The organism is Rahnella sp. AA (assembly GCF_002834385.1).
In the GTDB taxonomy this organism is placed as follows: Bacteria; Pseudomonadota; Gammaproteobacteria; order Enterobacterales; family Enterobacteriaceae; genus Rahnella.
In genome coordinates this window covers 101,701-120,627 of record NZ_PITQ01000004.1, presented here as the reverse complement: position 1 = coordinate 120,627, position 18,927 = coordinate 101,701, and the positions used below count along the sequence as shown (strand labels likewise).

At 49.7% G+C, this 18,927-nt stretch carries 14 protein-coding genes, 1 tRNA gene and 1 other RNA gene; 10 read left to right on the top strand and 6 right to left on the bottom strand.

The genetic code is table 11. From position 1 onward, the window contains the following. The first annotated feature begins 420 nt into the window (after positions 1 to 420). Positions 421 to 2,796, top strand: a complete 2,376-nt coding sequence (gene ppsA / locus CWS43_RS11460) for a phosphoenolpyruvate synthase (RefSeq protein ID WP_101077079.1) — start codon at positions 421 to 423, stop codon at positions 2,794 to 2,796. A 120-nt stretch (positions 2,797 to 2,916) separates the two neighbouring features. Here the strand turns inward: ppsA and rprA are convergent. Further along, positions 2,917 to 3,027, bottom strand: an RNA gene (rprA, locus tag CWS43_RS11455) — antisense sRNA RprA. Between the two features lie 188 nt (positions 3,028 to 3,215). After that, on the bottom strand, positions 3,216 to 4,313 hold the full coding sequence (gene ydiK / locus CWS43_RS11450; RefSeq protein WP_101077078.1) for an AI-2E family transporter YdiK: 1,098 nt from the start codon (positions 4,311 to 4,313) through the stop codon (positions 3,216 to 3,218). A 324-nt stretch (positions 4,314 to 4,637) separates the two neighbouring features. Between ydiK and CWS43_RS11445 the strand changes: the two genes are divergently transcribed. Next, entirely contained in the window at positions 4,638 to 7,694 is a 3,057-nt protein-coding gene (locus tag CWS43_RS11445) for an FAD-binding and (Fe-S)-binding domain-containing protein (RefSeq protein WP_101077077.1), read from the top strand. A 15-nt stretch (positions 7,695 to 7,709) separates the two neighbouring features. Beyond that, a complete protein-coding gene (locus CWS43_RS11440; protein WP_101077076.1) occupies positions 7,710 to 8,129 on the top strand; it encodes a hotdog fold thioesterase in 420 nt (139 codons plus the stop codon). Between the two features lie 104 nt (positions 8,130 to 8,233). Here CWS43_RS11440 and CWS43_RS11435 read toward each other — a convergent pair whose 3' ends face one another. Beyond that, positions 8,234 to 8,638 carry a hypothetical protein gene (locus CWS43_RS11435; RefSeq protein ID WP_101077075.1) on the bottom strand — a complete coding sequence of 135 codons (405 nt, stop codon included), beginning with the start codon at positions 8,636 to 8,638 and terminating at the stop codon, positions 8,234 to 8,236. A gap of 458 nt (positions 8,639 to 9,096) precedes the next feature. Here CWS43_RS11435 and sufA point away from each other — a divergent pair, with 458 nt between their 5' ends. The 7 genes from sufA (at position 9,097) to CWS43_RS11400 (ending at position 16,109) form a co-directional block, all read left to right on the top strand. Then, positions 9,097 to 9,468: a Fe-S cluster assembly scaffold SufA gene (sufA, locus tag CWS43_RS11430; protein WP_101077074.1), complete on the top strand. Its 372-nt coding sequence runs from the start codon at positions 9,097 to 9,099 to the stop codon at positions 9,466 to 9,468. Between the two features lie 54 nt (positions 9,469 to 9,522). Beyond that, complete coding sequence (sufB, locus tag CWS43_RS11425) at positions 9,523 to 11,046, top strand: Fe-S cluster assembly protein SufB (protein ID WP_101077073.1); 1,524 nt, start codon at positions 9,523 to 9,525, stop codon at positions 11,044 to 11,046. 124 nt (positions 11,047 to 11,170) lie between these two features. Further along, on the top strand, positions 11,171 to 11,917 hold the full coding sequence (sufC, locus tag CWS43_RS11420) for a Fe-S cluster assembly ATPase SufC (protein WP_101077072.1): 747 nt from the start codon (positions 11,171 to 11,173) through the stop codon (positions 11,915 to 11,917). After that, positions 11,892 to 13,193, top strand: coding sequence for a Fe-S cluster assembly protein SufD (gene sufD, locus CWS43_RS11415; protein WP_101077071.1), 1,302 nt, complete (start codon positions 11,892 to 11,894; stop codon positions 13,191 to 13,193). The genes sufC and sufD overlap by 26 nt, the downstream gene beginning before the upstream one ends. Then, on the top strand, positions 13,193 to 14,413 hold the full coding sequence (sufS, locus tag CWS43_RS11410; protein WP_101077070.1) for a cysteine desulfurase SufS: 1,221 nt from the start codon (positions 13,193 to 13,195) through the stop codon (positions 14,411 to 14,413). Before sufD ends, sufS begins: the two co-directional genes overlap by 1 nt. Before the next feature lie 28 nt (positions 14,414 to 14,441). Further along, the gene (sufE, locus tag CWS43_RS11405) at positions 14,442 to 14,855 is read left to right on the top strand and encodes a cysteine desulfuration protein SufE (RefSeq protein WP_101077069.1); all 414 of its coding nucleotides are present in this window, start codon (positions 14,442 to 14,444) and stop codon (positions 14,853 to 14,855) included. 261 nt (positions 14,856 to 15,116) lie between these two features. Continuing rightward, positions 15,117 to 16,109: a L,D-transpeptidase family protein gene (locus CWS43_RS11400; protein WP_101077068.1), complete on the top strand. Its 993-nt coding sequence runs from the start codon at positions 15,117 to 15,119 to the stop codon at positions 16,107 to 16,109. 237 nt (positions 16,110 to 16,346) lie between these two features. Here CWS43_RS11400 and CWS43_RS11395 read toward each other — a convergent pair whose 3' ends face one another. From CWS43_RS11395 to CWS43_RS11385, 3 genes are all read right to left on the bottom strand, one after another. Next, entirely contained in the window at positions 16,347 to 16,583 is a 237-nt protein-coding gene (locus tag CWS43_RS11395; RefSeq protein WP_013576093.1) for a major outer membrane lipoprotein, read from the bottom strand. Between the two features lie 292 nt (positions 16,584 to 16,875). Then, the gene (gene pykF, locus CWS43_RS11390) at positions 16,876 to 18,288 is read right to left on the bottom strand and encodes a pyruvate kinase PykF (RefSeq protein ID WP_101077067.1); all 1,413 of its coding nucleotides are present in this window, start codon (positions 18,286 to 18,288) and stop codon (positions 16,876 to 16,878) included. 555 nt (positions 18,289 to 18,843) lie between these two features. Further along, positions 18,844 to 18,920, bottom strand: a tRNA-Val gene (locus CWS43_RS11385). Positions 18,921 to 18,927 lie beyond the last annotated feature (7 nt).

The following is an 18,927-nucleotide window of genomic DNA, read 5'->3' as shown; positions in this document are numbered from 1 at the left end:
TATCCTTAACCGTTACCTTCCGTTAATCCCTGCGAGACAGTGCGCAAAATGGCTGTAATAAATGAAATGGTATTTTAAATTTTCCACGATATCTCGCAGCTTTATGAATTGCGTCAGCATTACTTCAGCAACTTTGGTATGGTTAATTTACTTGCGAAACTAATGCGCACTTATCACTGATTCATAAGGAATTATGCGGATTACTGTCTGTTTGTGGATTTTAGTGCTTTGGAATTTTCTTAAACAAAAATAGTTTAATTTGCTGGATCGATTCACCTGTCTGTGTCTTATGGGTCATTATGCTAGTCTCGAAATGACAACGTTGCTTATTGGCACGAAAGTGACTCAGGCAGCGATTGCACGACCGGTTTTACACTCCTACTGACTTTTACTGTGAATAAATTAAGAAAGGATTGTTTCATGGCTCATCTCGATCCCGATTTACGCAATGTTATCTGGTACAACCAACTGGGTATGAACGACGTTGATAAAGTCGGGGGTAAGAACGCATCCCTCGGGGAAATGATCACTAATCTGTCTGATCTGGGTGTTTCCGTGCCTAACGGTTTTGCCACCACGTCTCAGGCTTTTAATGATTTTCTTGATCAAAGCGGCGTTAACCATCGGATCCACGAATTACTGGATAAAACAGATGTGGATGATATCGGGCAACTGACCCAGGCGGGCACGCAAATCCGCCAGTGGATCATTGATACGCCTTTCCAGCCTGAGCTGGAACAATCCATCCGTGACGCTTATAAGCAGCTTTCTGAAGGTGAGCCGGACGCGTCCTTTGCTGTCCGTTCTTCTGCCACAGCGGAAGATATGCCTGATGCTTCCTTTGCCGGGCAGCAGGAAACCTTCCTGAACGTTCAGGGGTTTGATGCCGTTCTTATCGCTGTGAAACATGTTTACGCCTCCTTATTTAACGATCGCGCCATTTCCTATCGCGTACATCAGGGCTACGACCACCGCGGCGTTGCGCTGTCAGCGGGCGTTCAGCGCATGGTTCGCTCTGATCTTGCTGCGGCGGGCGTGATGTTCACCATCGATACGGAATCAGGTTTCGATCAGGTGGTATTTATCACCTCTGCCTATGGTCTCGGTGAAATGGTGGTGCAGGGCGCGGTGAACCCGGATGAGTTCTACGTGCATAAACCGACGCTGGCAAAAAATAAGCCTGCGATTGTGCGCCGCACAATGGGCTCAAAGAAAATCCGCATGGTATATGCACCGAGCCAGGAGCACGGTAAACAGGTACAAATTGAAGATGTGCCGGCTGAACTGAGCACCCGTTTCTCGCTGACCGATGACGAAGTGCAGGCTCTGGCACGTCAGGCATTATTGATTGAAAAACACTATGGTCGCCCGATGGATATCGAGTGGGCGAAAGATGGTCATAACGGCAAGTTATATATTGTGCAGGCACGCCCCGAGACCGTTCGTTCAAACGGTCAGGTGATGGAACGTTATCAGCTTAATGGCAGCAGCAAAGTTCTGGTTGAAGGCCGTGCAATTGGTCATCGTATCGGTGCCGGGCCGGTGAAAATCATCCATGACATCAGCGAAATGCATCATGTGAAAGCGGGTGACATTCTGGTTACGGACATGACGGACCCAGACTGGGAACCGATCATGAAAAAAGCGTCAGCCATTGTGACTAACCGTGGAGGCCGAACCTGTCATGCGGCAATTATTGCCCGTGAACTGGGGATCCCTGCCGTTGTCGGTTGCGGGGATGCAACTGAAAAACTGAAAGAAAATCAGAAAGTGACGGTGTCCTGTTCTGAGGGCGATACCGGTTATGTTTATCAGGATGAACTGGACTTCACGGTGCAAAGTTCAGAGGTTGATGAGCTGCCGAAGTTGCCGCTGAAAATCATGATGAATATCGGTAATCCGGACAGGGCGTTCGATTTTGCCTGTTTGCCGAATGAAGGCGTCGGGCTGGCGCGTTTGGAATTCATTATTAACCGCATGATCGGCGTACACCCTAAAGCGTTGCTGGAGTTCGATACTCAGACGCCAGAATTGCAGGAACAAATTAAGAAACTGATTCAGGGCTACGACAGCCCGCGCGAATACTATGTTGCCCGTCTGACGGAAGGGATTGCGACTCTGGGCGCTGCGTTCTGGCCGAAACGTGTGATTGTGCGTTTATCCGATTTTAAATCGAATGAATACGCTAACCTGGTCGGCGGCGAGAAGTATGAACCGCATGAAGAGAACCCGATGCTGGGCTTCCGCGGCGCTGGCCGATATGTTTCAGACAGCTTCCGCGATTGTTTCGCGCTGGAGTGCGAAGCAATGAAGCGGGTTCGCAACGACATGGGGCTGACCAACGTTGAAGTTATGATCCCGTTTGTCAGAACGGTGGCGCAGGCTGAAGCGGTGGTTAAAGAACTGGCAAGTCAGGGGCTGAAACGCGGGGAGAATGGCCTTAAAGTCATTATGATGTGCGAAATCCCATCGAATGCTTTACTTGCCGATCAGTTCCTTGAGCACTTTGATGGCTTCTCAATCGGTTCAAATGATATGACTCAGCTGGCGCTTGGGCTCGATCGCGATTCCGGCGTGGTGTCTGAACTCTTTGATGAGCGAAACGAGGCAGTTAAAGCCTTACTTTCAATGGCAATCAAAGCGGCGAAGAAACAGGGCAAGTATGTCGGCATTTGTGGACAAGGCCCATCAGATCATCAGGATTTTGCTCAGTGGCTGATGGATGAGGGGATCGATAGTTTGTCGCTGAACCCGGATACCGTTGTACAAACCTGGCTGGCTTTAGCTGACAAGTAAATAGCCACGTCAGGTTTGAATAAATGTAATAAAGGCTGTTGCCTTCGGGCAGTGGCCTTTTTTTGAGACTCAAATCCGGAAAAAGTAGGTAACGTAATTAACGGTTGGAGGTTAATAAAATAAAAAAAAAGCCCGTCATTGGAGACAGGCAAAGACTACACACAGCAATTCGGGGTATACCTGCTTATAGTAAAGCCTGTATATAAATCAGTGGGTTGAAATCAGAACTGTTAATAATACTAGATTTCTCAAGCTATTTAGTCTGTAAGAATCTTCCTAATAGGTATTATTCTCATACTAACAGATGAGGAGAGTTTTTTTGAAGGTGACTAAATAGACAAAGGAATGAGAAATAATGAAGAGGGCGTTGCCTTTTGAGCAATAAAGACAACGCCGGGTAAAACTATTTCGCGAAACAATTATTCATCGAGGGCTTTCAGTGCTTCTTCCGGATCGGTATCCGGCTCTGGCGCTTCGTTAACCCACAGTGAAATCAGGCGATAAGACACCGCAAGCACAACAGGGCCGATAAACAGGCCAATCATACCGAATGCGAACAGACCACCAATAACACCGGATAAAATCAGCAGCATAGGTAAATCTGCCCCCATGCGGATAAGCATTGGGCGCAATACGTTATCCAGGGAACCTACCACGCAACTCCAGATCAGCAGCACGGTGCCCCAGGTATTATCACCTGACCAGTAGAGCCAGATGATGGCCGGAATGAGCACCAGCAATGGCCCGATTTGCGCAACGCAGCAAACAAACATCACAACGGTCAATACTGTCGCATACGGGATACCGGCAATGGCCAAACCAATACCGCCCAGCACTGACTGAACGATCGCTGTTACCACAACCCCCAGTGCCACTGCACGAATCGCCTGTCCGGCGAGGATAACGGCCGCATCACCCCGTTCTGCCGCCAGGCGCACCGCGAAATGTCGGATCCCCATGGCAACCTGTTCACCGCGGCTGTAAAGAAGAGCACTGAACAAGAGCATCAAAGAACAGTGAACGATAAACCGTCCTAAATGCCCGGCTTGCGTGACAAGCCATGAGGCGGTTTGTCCGACATAAGGCTGAACTTTGCTCATCAGCGCATTGCCGCCGCCGTTCACCAGAGCGTGCCAGCCGTTGTAAAGCTTATGACCGACCAGCGGTATAGAATTCAGCCAGTGGAAATCAGGCATATGTAACGTTGAGGGATGACTGGCGATTGCGACCAGAGGTGCACCATTTTCAATAGCACTGCTGACCAGCAGGGCAATAGGTAAAACAAATAGCAGGATGAGCAGAAGCGTCATGATGATGACTGCAAGAAAACGGCGTCCCCACATAATGCGTTGCAGTTTGATCATCACCGGCCACGTAGCAATGACCACCATGCCAGCCCAGACAAAGCCCAGAATAAACGGCTGCACTATCCAGATACTGGCAATTGTCATCAAGGCAATAAACAATACGCCAAACATTATCCGGGGCAAATCGTAACGAATAATTGGGAGATTCATTCATGTTTCTCATATGGGTAAACGAAGAGGCATCGACCTTGAGCCTCAAAAAATAACGGCAGATACTTCGATAATAGAGTAAGCATGAGACATCAGGCTGTTTTTGGATAGTCCCTCTCACAATTAGTTGCAAGACGTTGTTGCAGCTAATGCTTTCTGCAGGACGTCATGAAACATATGCAACAAAGGTTAACCAGACGGAGCGCTTAAAAACGAAGTATGTTAGTTTTTATTCTGGGTAAATAACAGGGTGGATCTGCCCGGCAGATCCGGCAGGCCGCCTCGGGCCCGCAAGGCATACAACAAAGACAGAGTCATAATTCAATGATCCCACAGATTTCTCAGGCACCGGGTGTCATCCAGTTGGTGCTCGATTTTTTGGAAGCGTTAAAAAGCAACGGTTTTACGGGTGATGTTACAACAACTTACGCTGACCGGTTGACGATGGCGACAGACAATAGCGTCTATCAGCTATTACCTGATGCGGTCTTATTTCCGGTCGCTACATCAGACGTCGCACTGGTTGCCCGACTCGCCGGGCAAGAACGCTTTAAGACGCTCGTGTTCACGCCTCGCGGTGGTGGGACCGGCACCAACGGCCAGTCACTGAACCGCGGCATTGTGGTTGATATGTCCCGTCATATGAATCGCATACTGGATATCAATCCGGAACAAGGCTGGGTCAGGGTTGAGGCAGGTGTAATTAAAGACCAGCTCAACGATTATTTACGACCGTTCGGTTATTTCTTCTCACCAGAGTTGTCGACGAGTAATCGCGCAACGCTTGGTGGCATGATTAACACCGATGCGTCCGGACAGGGATCGCTGGTCTATGGAAAAACATCCGACCACGTCCTGGGTGTGCGCGCCATTGTCCTTGGCGGCGATATATTGGATACCACCGCTATTCCGACGGCGCTGGCAGATAAATTGGGTGAAGAAGATTCCGTTATCGGACGTATTTACCGCACTGTGCTCGACAGTTGTCGCGATAATCGTGCGCTGGTCATCGAAAAATTCCCAAAACTTAACCGTTTTCTGACGGGTTACGATTTGCGCCATGTGCTCAGTGATGATCTGCAAACCTTCAATCTGACCCGCATTCTTACTGGCTCTGAGGGTTCGCTGGCATTTATCACCGAAGCGCGCCTGAATATCACGCCGATTCCTAAAGTGCGGCGTCTGGTTAATATAAAATATGATTCTTTTAACTCAGCGCTGCGCAATGCACCCTTTATGGTGGAAGCCAAAGCACTGTCCGTTGAGACCGTTGACTCAAAAGTCCTGAACCTGGCCCGTGAAGATATCGTGTGGCACAGCGTGCGTGATTACATCACCGACGTTGAAGGCAAAGATATGCAGGGGCTCAATATCGTTGAGTTCGCGGGTGATGATGCCGACCTGATTGAAAATCAGGTGAGCGCGTTATGTGAGCGCCTGGACGGGCTGATGAGCGATAAAGAAGGTGGCGTTATTGGCTACCAGATTTGTGCAGATCTGCCCGGTATTGAGCGCATCTATAATATGCGTAAGAAAGCCGTCGGCCTGCTGGGAAATGCGAAAGGGCAGGCTAAGCCGTTACCGTTTGCGGAAGATACCTGCGTGCCTCCGCAGCATCTGGCCGATTATATTGTTGAATTCCGCGCGTTGCTTGACAGCCATAACCTGAGTTACGGAATGTTTGGTCACGTGGACGCGGGTGTGCTGCATGTCCGCCCGGCGCTCGACATGTGTGACCCGCAGCAGGAGATGTTGCTGAAGCAGATATCGGATGAAGTTGTTGCCCTGACGGCGAAATACGGTGGTTTGCTGTGGGGGGAACACGGGAAAGGTTTCCGCGCTGAATACAGCCCGGCGTTCTTCGGAGAGGCGTTGTTCCATGAATTACGCCGTATCAAAACAGCATTTGACCCCGATAATCGCCTGAATCCGGGCAAGATTTGCGCACCTCTGGCATGTGATGAGCCGATGATGAAGGTCGATGCGCAGAAACGCGGAACCCTCGATCGCCGGATCCCGCTGAAAGTGCGCCAGTCATTCCGCGGCGCTTTGGAATGTAACGGGAACGGTCTGTGCTTTAACTTTGATGCGAGAAGCCCGATGTGCCCGTCGATGAAAATCACCGGCAGCCGGATTCATTCGCCGAAAGGACGAGCCGGCCTGGTGCGGGAATGGCTGCGTTTGCTTTCTGAGCAGGGTGTTGATCCGCTGGTGCTGGAAAATGCGCTGCCGGAAAAAGGTCTCAGCTTCCGCAGCCTGATCGACCGCACACGTAATACCTGGCACGCCAACAAAGGTGAATACGACTTCTCCCACGAAGTAAAAGAAGCGATGTCGGGCTGCCTGGCCTGTAAGGCGTGTTCGACACAGTGCCCTATCAAAATTGATGTTCCCGGCTTCCGCTCGCGCTTCCTGCAGCTTTATCACACACGCTATCTGCGCCCGGCGCGCGATCATTTCGTCGCAAGTGTTGAAAGCTATGCACCAATAATGGCGAAAGCGCCAAAACTGTTTAACTTCTTTCTTAAGCAGCCCTGGGTAAGGGAAATGAGCCGCAAAAGTATTGGCATGGTGGATTTGCCTTTGCTGTCCTCCCCGACGTTACGCGAGCAGTTGCTGGGGCATCGCGCCAGTAAAATGACGCTTGAAGAGCTGGAAAAAATCCCTCCGGCGCAGCGCGGCGAATACGTTCTGGTGGTGCAGGATCCGTTCACCAGTTTCTATGATGCGCAGGTCGTGGCTGATTTTGTCCGGTTGATTGAAAAACTGGGTCTCAAACCGGTGCTATTGCCTTTCTCTCCAAACGGGAAAGCGCAACACATCAAAGGATTCCTGACGCGTTTCGCGAAAACAGCACGCAAGACGTCGGTGTTCCTCAACCGCGTAGCGCAGTTAGGGATGCCGCTGGTGGGGGTCGACCCGGCACTGGTGCTGTGTTATCGCGACGAGTACAAGGAAATCCTTGGAGAATCACGCGGCTCGTTCCAGGTTCAACTGGTACATGAATGGCTGGATAACTGGCTGGGCGAACGACCGGCACAGCAGCAAAGCGGAGAATCCTGGTATTTGTTCGGCCATTGCACTGAAAGCACGGCATTACCCAACAGCAGCAAACAATGGGGGGACATCTTTGCCCGCTATGGCGCGAAGCTGGAAAATGTCAGTGTAGGGTGTTGTGGAATGGCGGGAACGTACGGGCATGAAAGTAAAAATCTTGAGAATTCTTTGGGGATTTACGAACTGTCCTGGCATACCTCTTTACAGCGGTTGCCGCGTCAACGCTGCCTTGCGACAGGTTACTCCTGCCGCAGCCAGGTAAAACGCATTGAAGGCAACGGGGTTCGCCATCCGTTGCAGGCGTTGCTGGAAATCATCCCCTAACCATAAGGAAATGCTATGCCATTCTGGAAACGAAGTGCCACACTGGAGATGCTGAACGGGCAAAGCCAGGGATGTATGGTCGGGCACGTGGGTATTGAGTTTACCCGGTTAGGCGATGACTTTTTGGAAGCGACAATGCCTGTGGATACGCGGACAACGCAACCTTTTGGTCTGTTGCATGGCGGAGCATCGGTGGTATTAGCTGAAACTATGGGTTCGATGGCGGGCTATTTATGCAGTGAAGGCAAGCAAACGGTGGTAGGCGTAGAAATTAATGCCAGCCATATGCATTCTGCGAGAGAAGGGCGTGTCCGGGGGGTTTGCCGTGCGTTGCGTATCGGACGTCGTAGCCAGGTTTGGCAGATTGAGATTTTTGATCAGGCAGGGAATCTGTGCTGTGTCTCGAGGCTGACAACCATGGTGATAGACCATTGATGTCGTTTCTTGTTTAGAACTAAATACTACAAAGGCGGATGCATGATGAATGTGTCCGCTTTTTTATTTAGCCGGATGTGCGGTGGAAAACTGTTAAAAATCAATTAAAGCTGGAAGGGAACCCGCTTGGCGAAGTCAGTTTGAAATGCCGTTGCTTTTTCCCAGATACCCAACATGGCATAATACTGGCAGATGAGTTTTAACGTGTGCCGGGCAAAATGATAACTCTGAACACGAAAGAGCTCACAACGAATAACACTGTTTATTTCAAGGATCAGGCGGTTGTGCAGCTTGCATAACGCATGGAGATAGCTGTGATCATCCCCGTTCTGCAGGCACAGATTGGCCATATCCAGGCAAATGCTATTGAAGCGTTTGAGTTGGCAGAGGTGCGCATCCGGACGTCGTAAGGCGGCATCCGCCATATAGAAATCCACGGTGGCATCGCGGACACTCGATTTGTAGTCGTCGATCTTGCCCTGCAACCACGCATTTACTGATTGAGCCATTCTCAGTGTTCCGGGTTATCTGAATGATAATCATTATCAAAGAATGGGTATCATATTGGCAAAAAATCGCCGGATCAACGTTTTCATCCGGTTTTTTTGATTTTGTTGCGCCAGAGCAAGTAAGCAAAAAGAGCTTTAATTATTTTGATTGTGGCGAATTCATAAATAGGCATTTCCGATGAATGTTTTATAATAGACACAATGAAAGCTATTAAGCCACACAAAATATAAGGTTAATTTTAATTTTTAACAAAAAATTGACAACTTATTCAATCAGTTGATGGTTGCGGTGTTCAAGACCCGCCTGCTGCCAGATGTAAACACGATGCCCATTGAGCGGCTTTCCTCATGTGCAATCGCTATACCCTCTTAAAACAAGAGGTTGAAGTGATAAATCTTATCACTAGAATAGAGACAATAGGTCTTGTCTATGACCATAAAAATATGAGGTAAGACAGATGCAAACTGAAACTGTCGGCTCTTTCTCTTTAGACGACAACGTATGGCAAGGTGTGAGCCTGACTGATTCTGCGGCCAAACAGGTGAAGAACCTCATGGAGCAGGATCCTGAAGTCAAAGGTCTCCAGCTCTCGGTGAAACAATCGGGCTGTGCCGGCTTTGGCTACGTTCTGGATTTAACCAAACAACCGGCCAGCGATGACCTGGTGTTTGAGCATGACGGCGCTTTGCTGTTTGTCCCGCTGAAAGCCATGCCTTTCATCGACGGAACTGAGGTGGATTTTGTCCGTGAAGGGCTGAATCAGATATTTAAATTCAATAATCCTAAAGCTCAGCATGCCTGCGGGTGTGGTGAAAGTTTCGGCCTGTAAGTCTGCCGGGCAAACAGTCTTTAAGATTATTGTAAACAAAGCGATGTAACCAACATGTCACGAAGCAACGTAGAAATTCCAGATGATGTGCAGTCTTGGGTCGGCGAGGAGACGAACTATAAGGAAGGGTTCTTCACCCAGCTGGCAACCGATGAATTAGCATCAGGCATCAACGAAGATGTCGTGCGTGCCATTTCCGCAAAGCGCAATGAGCCTGAGTGGATGCTGGAGTTCCGTCTGCAGGCTTATCATGCCTGGTTGAAAATGGAAGAACCTCACTGGTTGAAGGCGTATTACACGCCTCTCGACTATCAGGATTACAGCTATTATTCCGCGCCATCTTGTGGCAGTTGCGATGATACCTGTGGTTCACAGCCCGGTGCCACGCAACAACCTCCTGAAAATTCTCACAGCATTCCTGCGCTTGACGGTAAAAACTACCTGACCAGCGAAGTGGAAAAAGCGTTTGAACAGCTGGGTGTCCCTGTGCGTGAAGGGAAAGAAGTGGCGGTTGATGCCATTTTTGACTCCGTTTCCGTTTCCACTACGTACCGCGAAAAGCTGGCTGAATCAGGCGTTATCTTCTGCTCATTCGGCGAAGCCATCCACGAATACCCGGATCTGGTGCGTAAATACCTCGGTACCGTTGTGCCTGCGCAGGATAACTTCTTTGCAGCGCTGAATGCGGCGGTCGCGTCTGACGGTACTTTCGTGTATGTCCCCAAAGGCGTCCGTTGCCCGATGGAGCTGTCCACTTATTTCCGTATTAACGCGGCAAAAACCGGCCAGTTCGAACGTACGATCCTGATTGCTGATGAAGGCAGTTACGTCAGCTATATCGAAGGCTGTTCTGCTCCGGTTCGTGATACCTATCAGCTTCACGCGGCCGTGGTTGAAGTCATTCTGCATAAAGATGCGGAAGTGAAATATTCCACCGTGCAGAACTGGTTCTCCGGCAGCAAAGACAGCAGCGGCGGTATCCTGAACTTTGTGACCAAACGTGCGTTGTGCGAAGGCGCGGGTTCGAAGATGTCGTGGACGCAGTCTGAGACGGGTTCAGCGATTACCTGGAAATATCCGAGCGTTATCCTGAAAGGGGATAACTCAGTTGGCGAATTTTTCTCGGTTGCACTGACCAGCGGAAAACAGCAGGCGGATACTGGTACCAAAATGATCCACATTGGTAAGAACACCAAGTCGACGATCATTTCTAAAGGTATTTCCGCCGGCCACAGCCAGAACAGCTATCGTGGTCTGGTGAAAATTTTACCGAGTGCAGAAAACGCCCGTAACTTTACGCAGTGTGACTCCATGCTGATTGGTGCGGACAGCGCCGCGCACACTTTCCCGTATGTTGAAGTGCGTAACAACACGGCACAGCTGGAGCACGAAGCCACAACATCAAAAATTGGTGACGATCAGCTGTTCTACTGTCTGCAACGTGGTATCAGCGAAGATGACGCTATTTCCATGATTGTTAACGGTTTCTGTAAAGATGTTTTTTCCGAGCTACCGCTGGAGTTTGCTGTTGAAGCACAGAAACTGCTGGCGATCAGCCTTGAACACAGCGTCGGTTAATTCACCGCACGTTTTTCCTCCCGGCGTCATGTGGTGTGACGTGCATGCCGGGCAGATTTGAGTTCAGCAAAGTCAAAAGCATAAACAGAATTATGAGCGCGCAGGCGCAAACTCAAGGATACGTATGTTAAGCATTAAGAATTTAAAGGTCCGTGTCGAAGAAAAGGAAATTCTGAAGGGACTTGATCTTGAGATCAAACCAGGCGAAGTACACGCCATCATGGGCCCGAACGGCTCAGGCAAAAGTACGCTCTCCGCAACACTGGCTGGCCGTGAAGATTACGAAGTGACTGAAGGTTCCGTAATGTTCAACGGTAAAGATTTACTGGATCTCTCCCCGGAAGACCGTGCGGGCGAAGGCGTCTTTATGGCCTTCCAGTATCCGGTAGAAATTCCTGGTGTAACCAATCACTTCTTCTTGCAAACGGCGGTGAATGCCGTACGAAAATACCGCGAACAGGCTCCGATGGATCGCTTTGATTTCGCCGATTTCATCGAAGAAAAAATTGCCATGCTGAAAATGCCTGCGGATTTGCTGACCCGTTCAGTGAACGTAGGTTTTTCCGGCGGTGAGAAAAAGCGTAACGACATTCTGCAAATGGCGGCCCTTGAGCCAAGCCTGTGCATTCTGGATGAAACCGACTCCGGTCTGGACATCGATGCGCTGAAAATCGTCTCTAACGGTGTTAACGCACTGCGCGACGGCAAACGTTCATTCGTCATCGTAACCCACTACCAGCGTATCCTCGACTACATCAAGCCTGACTACGTGCATGTTCTGTATCAGGGCCGCATTGTTAAATCCGGCGATTTCACCTTGGTTAAACAGTTAGAGGAGCAAGGTTATGGCTGGCTTACCGACGAAGAGTAATGCACCTGCGGCGGGCAGTTCGCACGCTATGCAGCAACTTTACCGTCTTTTTGAAAGCCGTGGTGGTGAACAATCTGCTCACGCGCATGCACATTGGCAACAGGTGCTTCGCCTTGGTTTTCCGCATGCAAAACTCGAGGACTGGAAATATACGCCAGTTTCTTCATTGCTCGGCAATCAGTTTTTTGCCCCGCAGCAGCAGGCGCTGACGGTTGCGGATGTTAAATCACTGGCGCTGCCGCTTGATTGCTATCGCCTGGTGTTCGTTGATGGCCGTTTTGATGCGAGCCTGAGTGATGAAAATACCGGCGCTTTCGACATTGAAAAACTGAACGCGGCGGGGCAGCAAACATTGCCGGATCCGATTCAGTCTGAAGTCTTTTTGCACCTGACGGAAAGTCTGGCGCAGGACTCTCTCTCTGTGCGTTTGGCTGCCGGTAAACAGGCTGATAAGCCGTTGTATTTACTGCATCTTAGCAGTGGTCGTGATCAGTCCCGCGAAATGAACACGGTTCATCATCGTTATCATATCGAGATTGAAAACGGTGCCAATGCGGAAGTGATCGAACATTACCTGAGCCTTAACGATCACGGTCATTTCACCGGTGCGCGTATGACGGTAAAAGTGGGCGATAATGCCGGTTTCACGCATTACAAACTGGCCTTTGAAAGCCAGGCCAGCTTCCACTTCTCGCATAACGATCTGGTTATCGGGCGCGATTCCCGTGTTTCCAGCCACAGTTTCCTGCTGGGCGCGGGCCTGACCCGTAATAACACCAGTGCGCAACTCAACGGCGAAAACAGTGATCTGAATATCAACAGTCTGGTATTGCCTGTTGATGCTGAAATTGCTGATACCCGTACGTATCTGGAACACAACAAAGGTTATTGCAACAGCAATCAGCTGCACAAAGTGATTGTGAACGATCGTGCAAAAGCGATTTTTAACGGCATGATCAAAGTGGCGCAGCACGCTCTGAAAACCGACGGTAAAATGACCAACAACAACCTGTTGCTGGGCAAGCACACTGAGGTTGATACCAAACCTCAGCTTGAAATTTATGCCGATGACGTGAAATGCAGCCATGGTGCCACTGTGGGGCGTATCGATGACGAACAGCTTTTCTATCTGCGTACCCGTGGGATCAGCGGTCAGGATGCTCAGCAAATGATCATCTTTGCGTTTGCTGCTGAACTGACGGAAGCCATTGAGAATGAAACCCTGCGTGAAGTCGTGATTGCCCGTATTGCAGGCCGACTCAATCGAGGTGCGTAATGAGTTTTCCACTGGAAAGAGTACGTAGCGATTTCCCTGTGCTGAGCCGTGAAGTCAACGGCCAGCCGCTGGCTTATCTGGACAGCGCAGCCAGCGCACAGAAACCGCGTCAGGTTATTGATCGTGAGATGTCTTTCTTCGAACAGGGTTATGCTGCGGTTCACCGCGGCATTCATACCATGAGCGCGGAAGCGACTGAGCAGATGGAAAACGTCCGTGCTCAGGCGGCTCGCTTTATGAATGCGGTGTCAGCGGAAGAAATCGTCTTCGTAAAGGGTTCGACGGAAGCCATTAATCTGGTCGCCAATACCTATGGCCGCGCATTATTGCAGCCAGGCGACCACATTATTCTGACCGAAATGGAGCACCACGCGAACATTGTTCCCTGGCAGATGCTGGCGAAAGAGCGTGACCTGCACATCGACGTCTGGCACCTCACGGCGGAAGGCGAACTGGATTTATCCCAGCTTGAAAAGCTCATTACACCACGCACTAAGCTGCTGACGCTGGCGCATGTTTCCAATGTGCTGGGCACGGTTAACCCGATTGAGAAAATCATTCCTCAGGCAAAAGCCGCCGGTCTTACCGTCCTGGTTGATGGCGCGCAGGCTGTCATGCACCATGCGGTGGATGTCCAGGCACTGGGTTGTGATTTCTATGTCTGGTCCGGGCACAAGCTTTACGGGCCAACGGGTATCGGTATTCTTTACGGGCGTAAAGAATTGCTCGACCAGATGCCACCATGGGAAGGGGGCGGCTCAATGATTAAGCACGTCAGCCTGACAGAAGGCACGACCTTTGCAGCGGCGCCGTGGCGTTTTGAAGCGGGCACGCCAAACACCGGCGGCATCATGGGGCTGGGCGCGGCGATCGACTATGTGACAGAACTGGGGCTGGAGAATATCCACGCCTATGAGCAGGAGCTGATGAGCTATGCGCTTGAGGCTTTGGCGCAGGTTCCTGACATTCAGATCTATGGCCCGGCAACGCGCGCTGGCGTGATTGCATTTAATCTCGGCAAACACCATGCCTACGACGTGGGCAGTTTCCTCGATCAATACGGTATTGCAATCCGCACTGGCCATCACTGTGCGATGCCATTAATGTCCTTCTACGGTGTTCCGGCTATGTGCCGTGCTTCACTGGCGATGTACAATACCCGTGAAGAAGTCGACCGGTTGGTCGCAGGATTGCAACGTATTCACCGGCTGTTGGGTTAATCCTGACGGCCCTGAGCAGGACGTCGTTATGGCTTTGCCAGATAAAAACAAATTAGTCAGAAATTTTGCCCGATGCCCGAATTGGGAAGAAAAGTATCTTTACGTGATTGAACTGGGTGGCCAGCTGGCTGCCTTGCCTGAAGAATATCGTCAGGATACAAACCTGATTGCTGGCTGTCAGAGCCAGGTTTGGATCGTGATGCGTATGGATGAAAGTGGCGCGCTGACCTTTGAAGGCGACAGTGATGCCGCTATCGTGAAAGGCCTGGTGGCCATTGTATTCAGCCTGTACCAGGGTTTAACGCCGCGTGACGTAGTGGAACTGGATGTGCGCCCGTTCTTTTCGGAGCTTGAACTCAGCCAGCATCTGACACCTTCCCGCTCTCAGGGGTTGGAAGCCATGATCCGTTCTATCCGTGCAAAGGCAGCTGAGATGGCGTGATTTTGTTCCCGGTTGCCGTACTTTGCTCATTAGGAATTGTCTGCTAATGAGCAAAGTGATTTCTCTTCTTATCTTTAGAATTTTCTTTTTACTCCTGATTTTTCAACTTACTATCCTCCGCTGTTTTAATCTGAGATCTTTCAGGTAACTTTCTGATTTTCTGTGGTTTGATTGCCACAAAATTCTGCGCTGCTAGTATTACAAGACAAGATGATTGTCTTGCCTCAGATTGTCTGAGCGCAGGCCGAAAAAGGACTGAGTATGAGACGCGCATTACCCCTTCTGGCTATGTTAGTTGGCACGCTTATGGCCACGCATTCCATGACCGCAAGTGCAGCAGAATACCCTTTGCCACCGGACAACAGTCGCCTGATTGGCGAAAACACGACGTATGTCGTTCCCAATGATGGCAAACCTTTAGAAGACGTGGCCGCTAAATACCAAATCGGGCTGATTGCGATGCTGGAAGCGAACCCGGGTACTGACCCGTATTTACCGAAAGCGGGTACAGTACTGACAATTCCTTCGCAAATGCTGCTGCCGGATACCAAGCGTGAAGGGATTGTTGTGAACCTGGCGGAATTGCGTTTGTACTATTATCCAAAAGGTGAGGACAAAGTTGTTGTCTATCCGATTGGTATTGGCCAGCTGGGGCGCAATACGCCGGAAATGGTGACCTCCGTAAGCCAGAAGATCCCGAATCCGACCTGGACTCCAACCGCCAACATTCGCAAGGCATATCTGAAAGACGGCATCACGTTGCCGGGTATGGTACCTGCTGGCCCTGATAACCCAATGGGGCTGTTTGCTATGCGCCTGTCTGCGGGCACCGGGCAGTATCTGATCCACGGAACTAATGCGAACTTCGGCATCGGTATGCGCGTCAGTTCGGGTTGCATTCGTCTGCGTCCGGATGATATCGAAGCGTTGTTTAATTCCGTTCCAAAAGGCACGCGTGTCCAGATTGTCAATCAGCCCATCAAGTTTGACGTGGAGCCGGATGGCAAACGCTACATCGAGGTGCATCAGCCGTTGTCGCATACCGAGAAGGACGATCCGCAAACCAAACCGATTCTTCTGACCGCTGCGATGAAGAAATTCATTAAAAGCGATGATACCAACGCCGAGATCGTAAAAGAGGCTATCAGGCGTCGCTCAGGAATGCCTGTCGTGGTCAGCGTGGGTGATAAAGCGACAGATATGCCACCGGCAGCCAATGCGCCGCAAACTGTGTCTGCAGATACGCCGCGGTAACGACGGCAAGTACGCAGTAACGTTATACAGAAACGTTTAAGAAGCGATCTTCCCTAAAGGAGCCATAATGGCTCCTTTATCATTTCCGAAGCTCAGGAGGTGGCACAGGAGGCGTAAAATGGGCACGAGAACAGAAGGGCGATCTTCAGTAAACGGAAAAGGGATGAGGGGGACTAACTGAATGACAGGCAAAAAAAATGGCGCACTGAGTGCGCCATTGAACTAGAGAAGTAAATATTACTTCTTGTAAGCGTGAGCTTGGTTGTCCAGACGTTGGTTAGCGCGAGCTGCATCGTCTTTAGCTGCTTGAACGTCAGAACGGATTGCGTTCACGTCGTTGCTCAGTTGGTCAACTTTAGAGTTCAGAGTAGAAACGTCTGAAGACAGTTGGTCGATTTTAGCATTGCTTGAACAACCAGCCAGCATAGTTGAAGCCAGGATTACAGCGCCCAGTACCAGTTTAGTGCGATTCATTATAAAACCCTCTAGATTAAGTTAATCTCCATGTAGCGTTACAAGTATTACACAAACTATTTTCTAATGAGAATAATTTTTTGCCGGTAAACGCTATATTTTGATCGTTCGCTCAAAGAAGCATCTTTTTTTACGAAAAAGTTAAAAATTGCAGCGAAAACAGCCGTATTCCATGGGACTTATCCCAATTTTGCAGCAACCGCTTTTAGCACTTTTTATGAAAGAAGATACTTTTTGAATAAATAAACGCCACATTTTGCAGCGTTTATTAATGCTCCTGGTCACGTTTTAATTAAACAACATGCACCGAAGATGTATTGGTTGTGCCGCTCTGAACCAGTGCACCAGAAACCATCACAACGATGTCGCCTTTCTGAGCCAGGCCACTTTCGATCGCCGCTTCTTTACCGATACGGTAGAAATCATCCGTAGAGGCGATTTCGTTCACGAGCTGAGTAACAACACCTTTAGTGAGGATCAGCTGACGTGCAGTGATTTCATTAGTGGTCAGCGCCAGAATAGTGGCGTGCGGGAAGTATTTACGCACAGCTATAGCGGATTTACCACCACTGGTTGCAACAACGATCAACGGTGCATCCAGTTTTTCTGCGGTTTCTACAGCGCCACGGCAAACGGCTTCAGTGATACGCAGTTTACGGTTTTCATTCTGACCATCGATACGGCTCTGCATCACACGGTCAGTACGGTCGCAGATGGTAGCCATGATAGTCACAGCTTCCAGCGGGTATTTACCTTTCGCACTTTCACCAGACAGCATAACGGCATCGGTGCCGTCGATGATGGCGTTAGCGACGTCGCCAGCTTCAGCACGGGTAGGGCGTGGGTTTTTGATCATGGAATCGAGCATTTGCGTTGCGGTGATGACCACTTTGCGTGCACGGTTACATTTTTCAATCATCATCTTCTGCGCGAAGATAACTTCTTCTACCGGAATTTCAACGCCAAGATCACCACGGGCAACCATGATGCCGTCAGAGGCTTCGAGGATTTCATCGAAGTTATTCAGGCCTTCCTGATTCTCAATTTTAGAGATGATCTGGATGTGCTCGCCACCGTGTGCTTTCAGGTGTTCGCGAATTTCCAGAACGTCAGAACGTTTACGAATGAAGGAAGCCGCAACGAAGTCTACGCCTTGTTCGCAACCGAAGACCAGGTCGCGTTTGTCTTTTTCAGCCAGAGCTGGCAGTGCGATAGAAACGCCTGGCAGGTTAACGCCTTTATTTTCGCCCAAGTCACCGTTGTTCAACACTTTACACGTCACTTCAGTTTCGGTGACGTTAGTCACTTCCATACCGATCAGACCATCGTCGACCAGAATGGTGTTGCCAATTTTCAGATCAGCGGCGAAGCCCTGATAGGTCACAGCAACACGTTCGGTGTTACCAATAACGCTTTGGTCTGTGGTGAAGGTGTAAGTCTGGCCCGCAACCAGGGAGGCGTCTTTGCCGCCTTCCAGTTTCATTGTGCGGATTTCAGGACCTTTGGTGTCTAACAGAATTGCCGCTTTGTGGCCGGTTTTGGCCATCACGTTGCGGATATTTTGAATGCGCTGACCGTGCTCTTCATAATCACCGTGAGAGAAGTTCAAACGCATAACGTTCATGCCTGCATCAAGCAGTTTGGTCAGCATTTCTTCGGATTCGGTTTTCGGGCCGATGGTACAAACAATTTTGGTCTTTTTCATGACGATTTTATCTACAAGTTGTGATGGATTGGAAAAGTGTTTGCCTGGCAGCAGCGCTGCCTGCGCGGAATTGAGATGTAGCCTGGTTGAATCAAATCATTACTAAGCGTAGAAGACTGTGAAAGGAATGGTGTAGTAAGTTCAGCCAAAGCATAGCGATTTGTGCGATTTATCATCGCTACTGGAGTGGTCACGCTTTTATAAGTGCGATATCGACAGATCAAGGGGCTGAAACCATTCAATCGAAGAGACGATGCGTATTATAGAGGGGAATCGGGCGGGAAACCAAATAAAAAACGTGATGCGGCGCAAGCTTAGGGCAGATTTCGGAACGTTGTTTTGAAATTATCCAATGCGGGCAGAATGAAAATCATGGGGTATAACAGTTTCTTCACTGCAACGTCGAAAATACTACATTCAAGAAATAATTTTAAAAAAAACAAAAGGATGACTTAAGGTAAATTGAAAAGTTGTCTATGCGTAAAATGCAGAATATTTTTGTGTGTTGAATATTGGCGGAAGATTGAAAAGCAGAGAACAATGAGGAAGTTGCTTTGGTGCGTCCGAGTGGACTCGAACCACCGACCCCCACCATGTCAAGGTGGTGCTCTAACCAACTGAGCTACGGACGCACATCAT

What these genes read in the sequence shown, in the direction of transcription:
- ppsA (WP_101077079.1), top strand. Translation starts at nt 421, where the DNA reads ATGGCTCATCTCGATCCCGATTTACGCAATGTTATCTGGTACAACCAA.
- ydiK (WP_101077078.1), bottom strand. Translation starts at nt 4,313, where the DNA reads ATGAATCTCCCAATTATTCGTTACGATTTGCCCCGGATAATGTTTGGC.
- CWS43_RS11445 (WP_101077077.1), top strand. Translation starts at nt 4,638, where the DNA reads ATGATCCCACAGATTTCTCAGGCACCGGGTGTCATCCAGTTGGTGCTC.
- CWS43_RS11440 (WP_101077076.1), top strand. Translation starts at nt 7,710, where the DNA reads ATGCCATTCTGGAAACGAAGTGCCACACTGGAGATGCTGAACGGGCAA.
- CWS43_RS11435 (WP_101077075.1), bottom strand. Translation starts at nt 8,638, where the DNA reads ATGGCTCAATCAGTAAATGCGTGGTTGCAGGGCAAGATCGACGACTAC.
- sufA (WP_101077074.1), top strand. Translation starts at nt 9,097, where the DNA reads ATGCAAACTGAAACTGTCGGCTCTTTCTCTTTAGACGACAACGTATGG.
- sufB (WP_101077073.1), top strand. Translation starts at nt 9,523, where the DNA reads ATGTCACGAAGCAACGTAGAAATTCCAGATGATGTGCAGTCTTGGGTC.
- sufC (WP_101077072.1), top strand. Translation starts at nt 11,171, where the DNA reads ATGTTAAGCATTAAGAATTTAAAGGTCCGTGTCGAAGAAAAGGAAATT.
- sufD (WP_101077071.1), top strand. Translation starts at nt 11,892, where the DNA reads ATGGCTGGCTTACCGACGAAGAGTAATGCACCTGCGGCGGGCAGTTCG.
- sufS (WP_101077070.1), top strand. Translation starts at nt 13,193, where the DNA reads ATGAGTTTTCCACTGGAAAGAGTACGTAGCGATTTCCCTGTGCTGAGC.
- sufE (WP_101077069.1), top strand. Translation starts at nt 14,442, where the DNA reads ATGGCTTTGCCAGATAAAAACAAATTAGTCAGAAATTTTGCCCGATGC.
- CWS43_RS11400 (WP_101077068.1), top strand. Translation starts at nt 15,117, where the DNA reads ATGAGACGCGCATTACCCCTTCTGGCTATGTTAGTTGGCACGCTTATG.
- CWS43_RS11395 (WP_013576093.1), bottom strand. Translation starts at nt 16,583, where the DNA reads ATGAATCGCACTAAACTGGTACTGGGCGCTGTAATCCTGGCTTCAACT.
- pykF (WP_101077067.1), bottom strand. Translation starts at nt 18,288, where the DNA reads ATGAAAAAGACCAAAATTGTTTGTACCATCGGCCCGAAAACCGAATCC.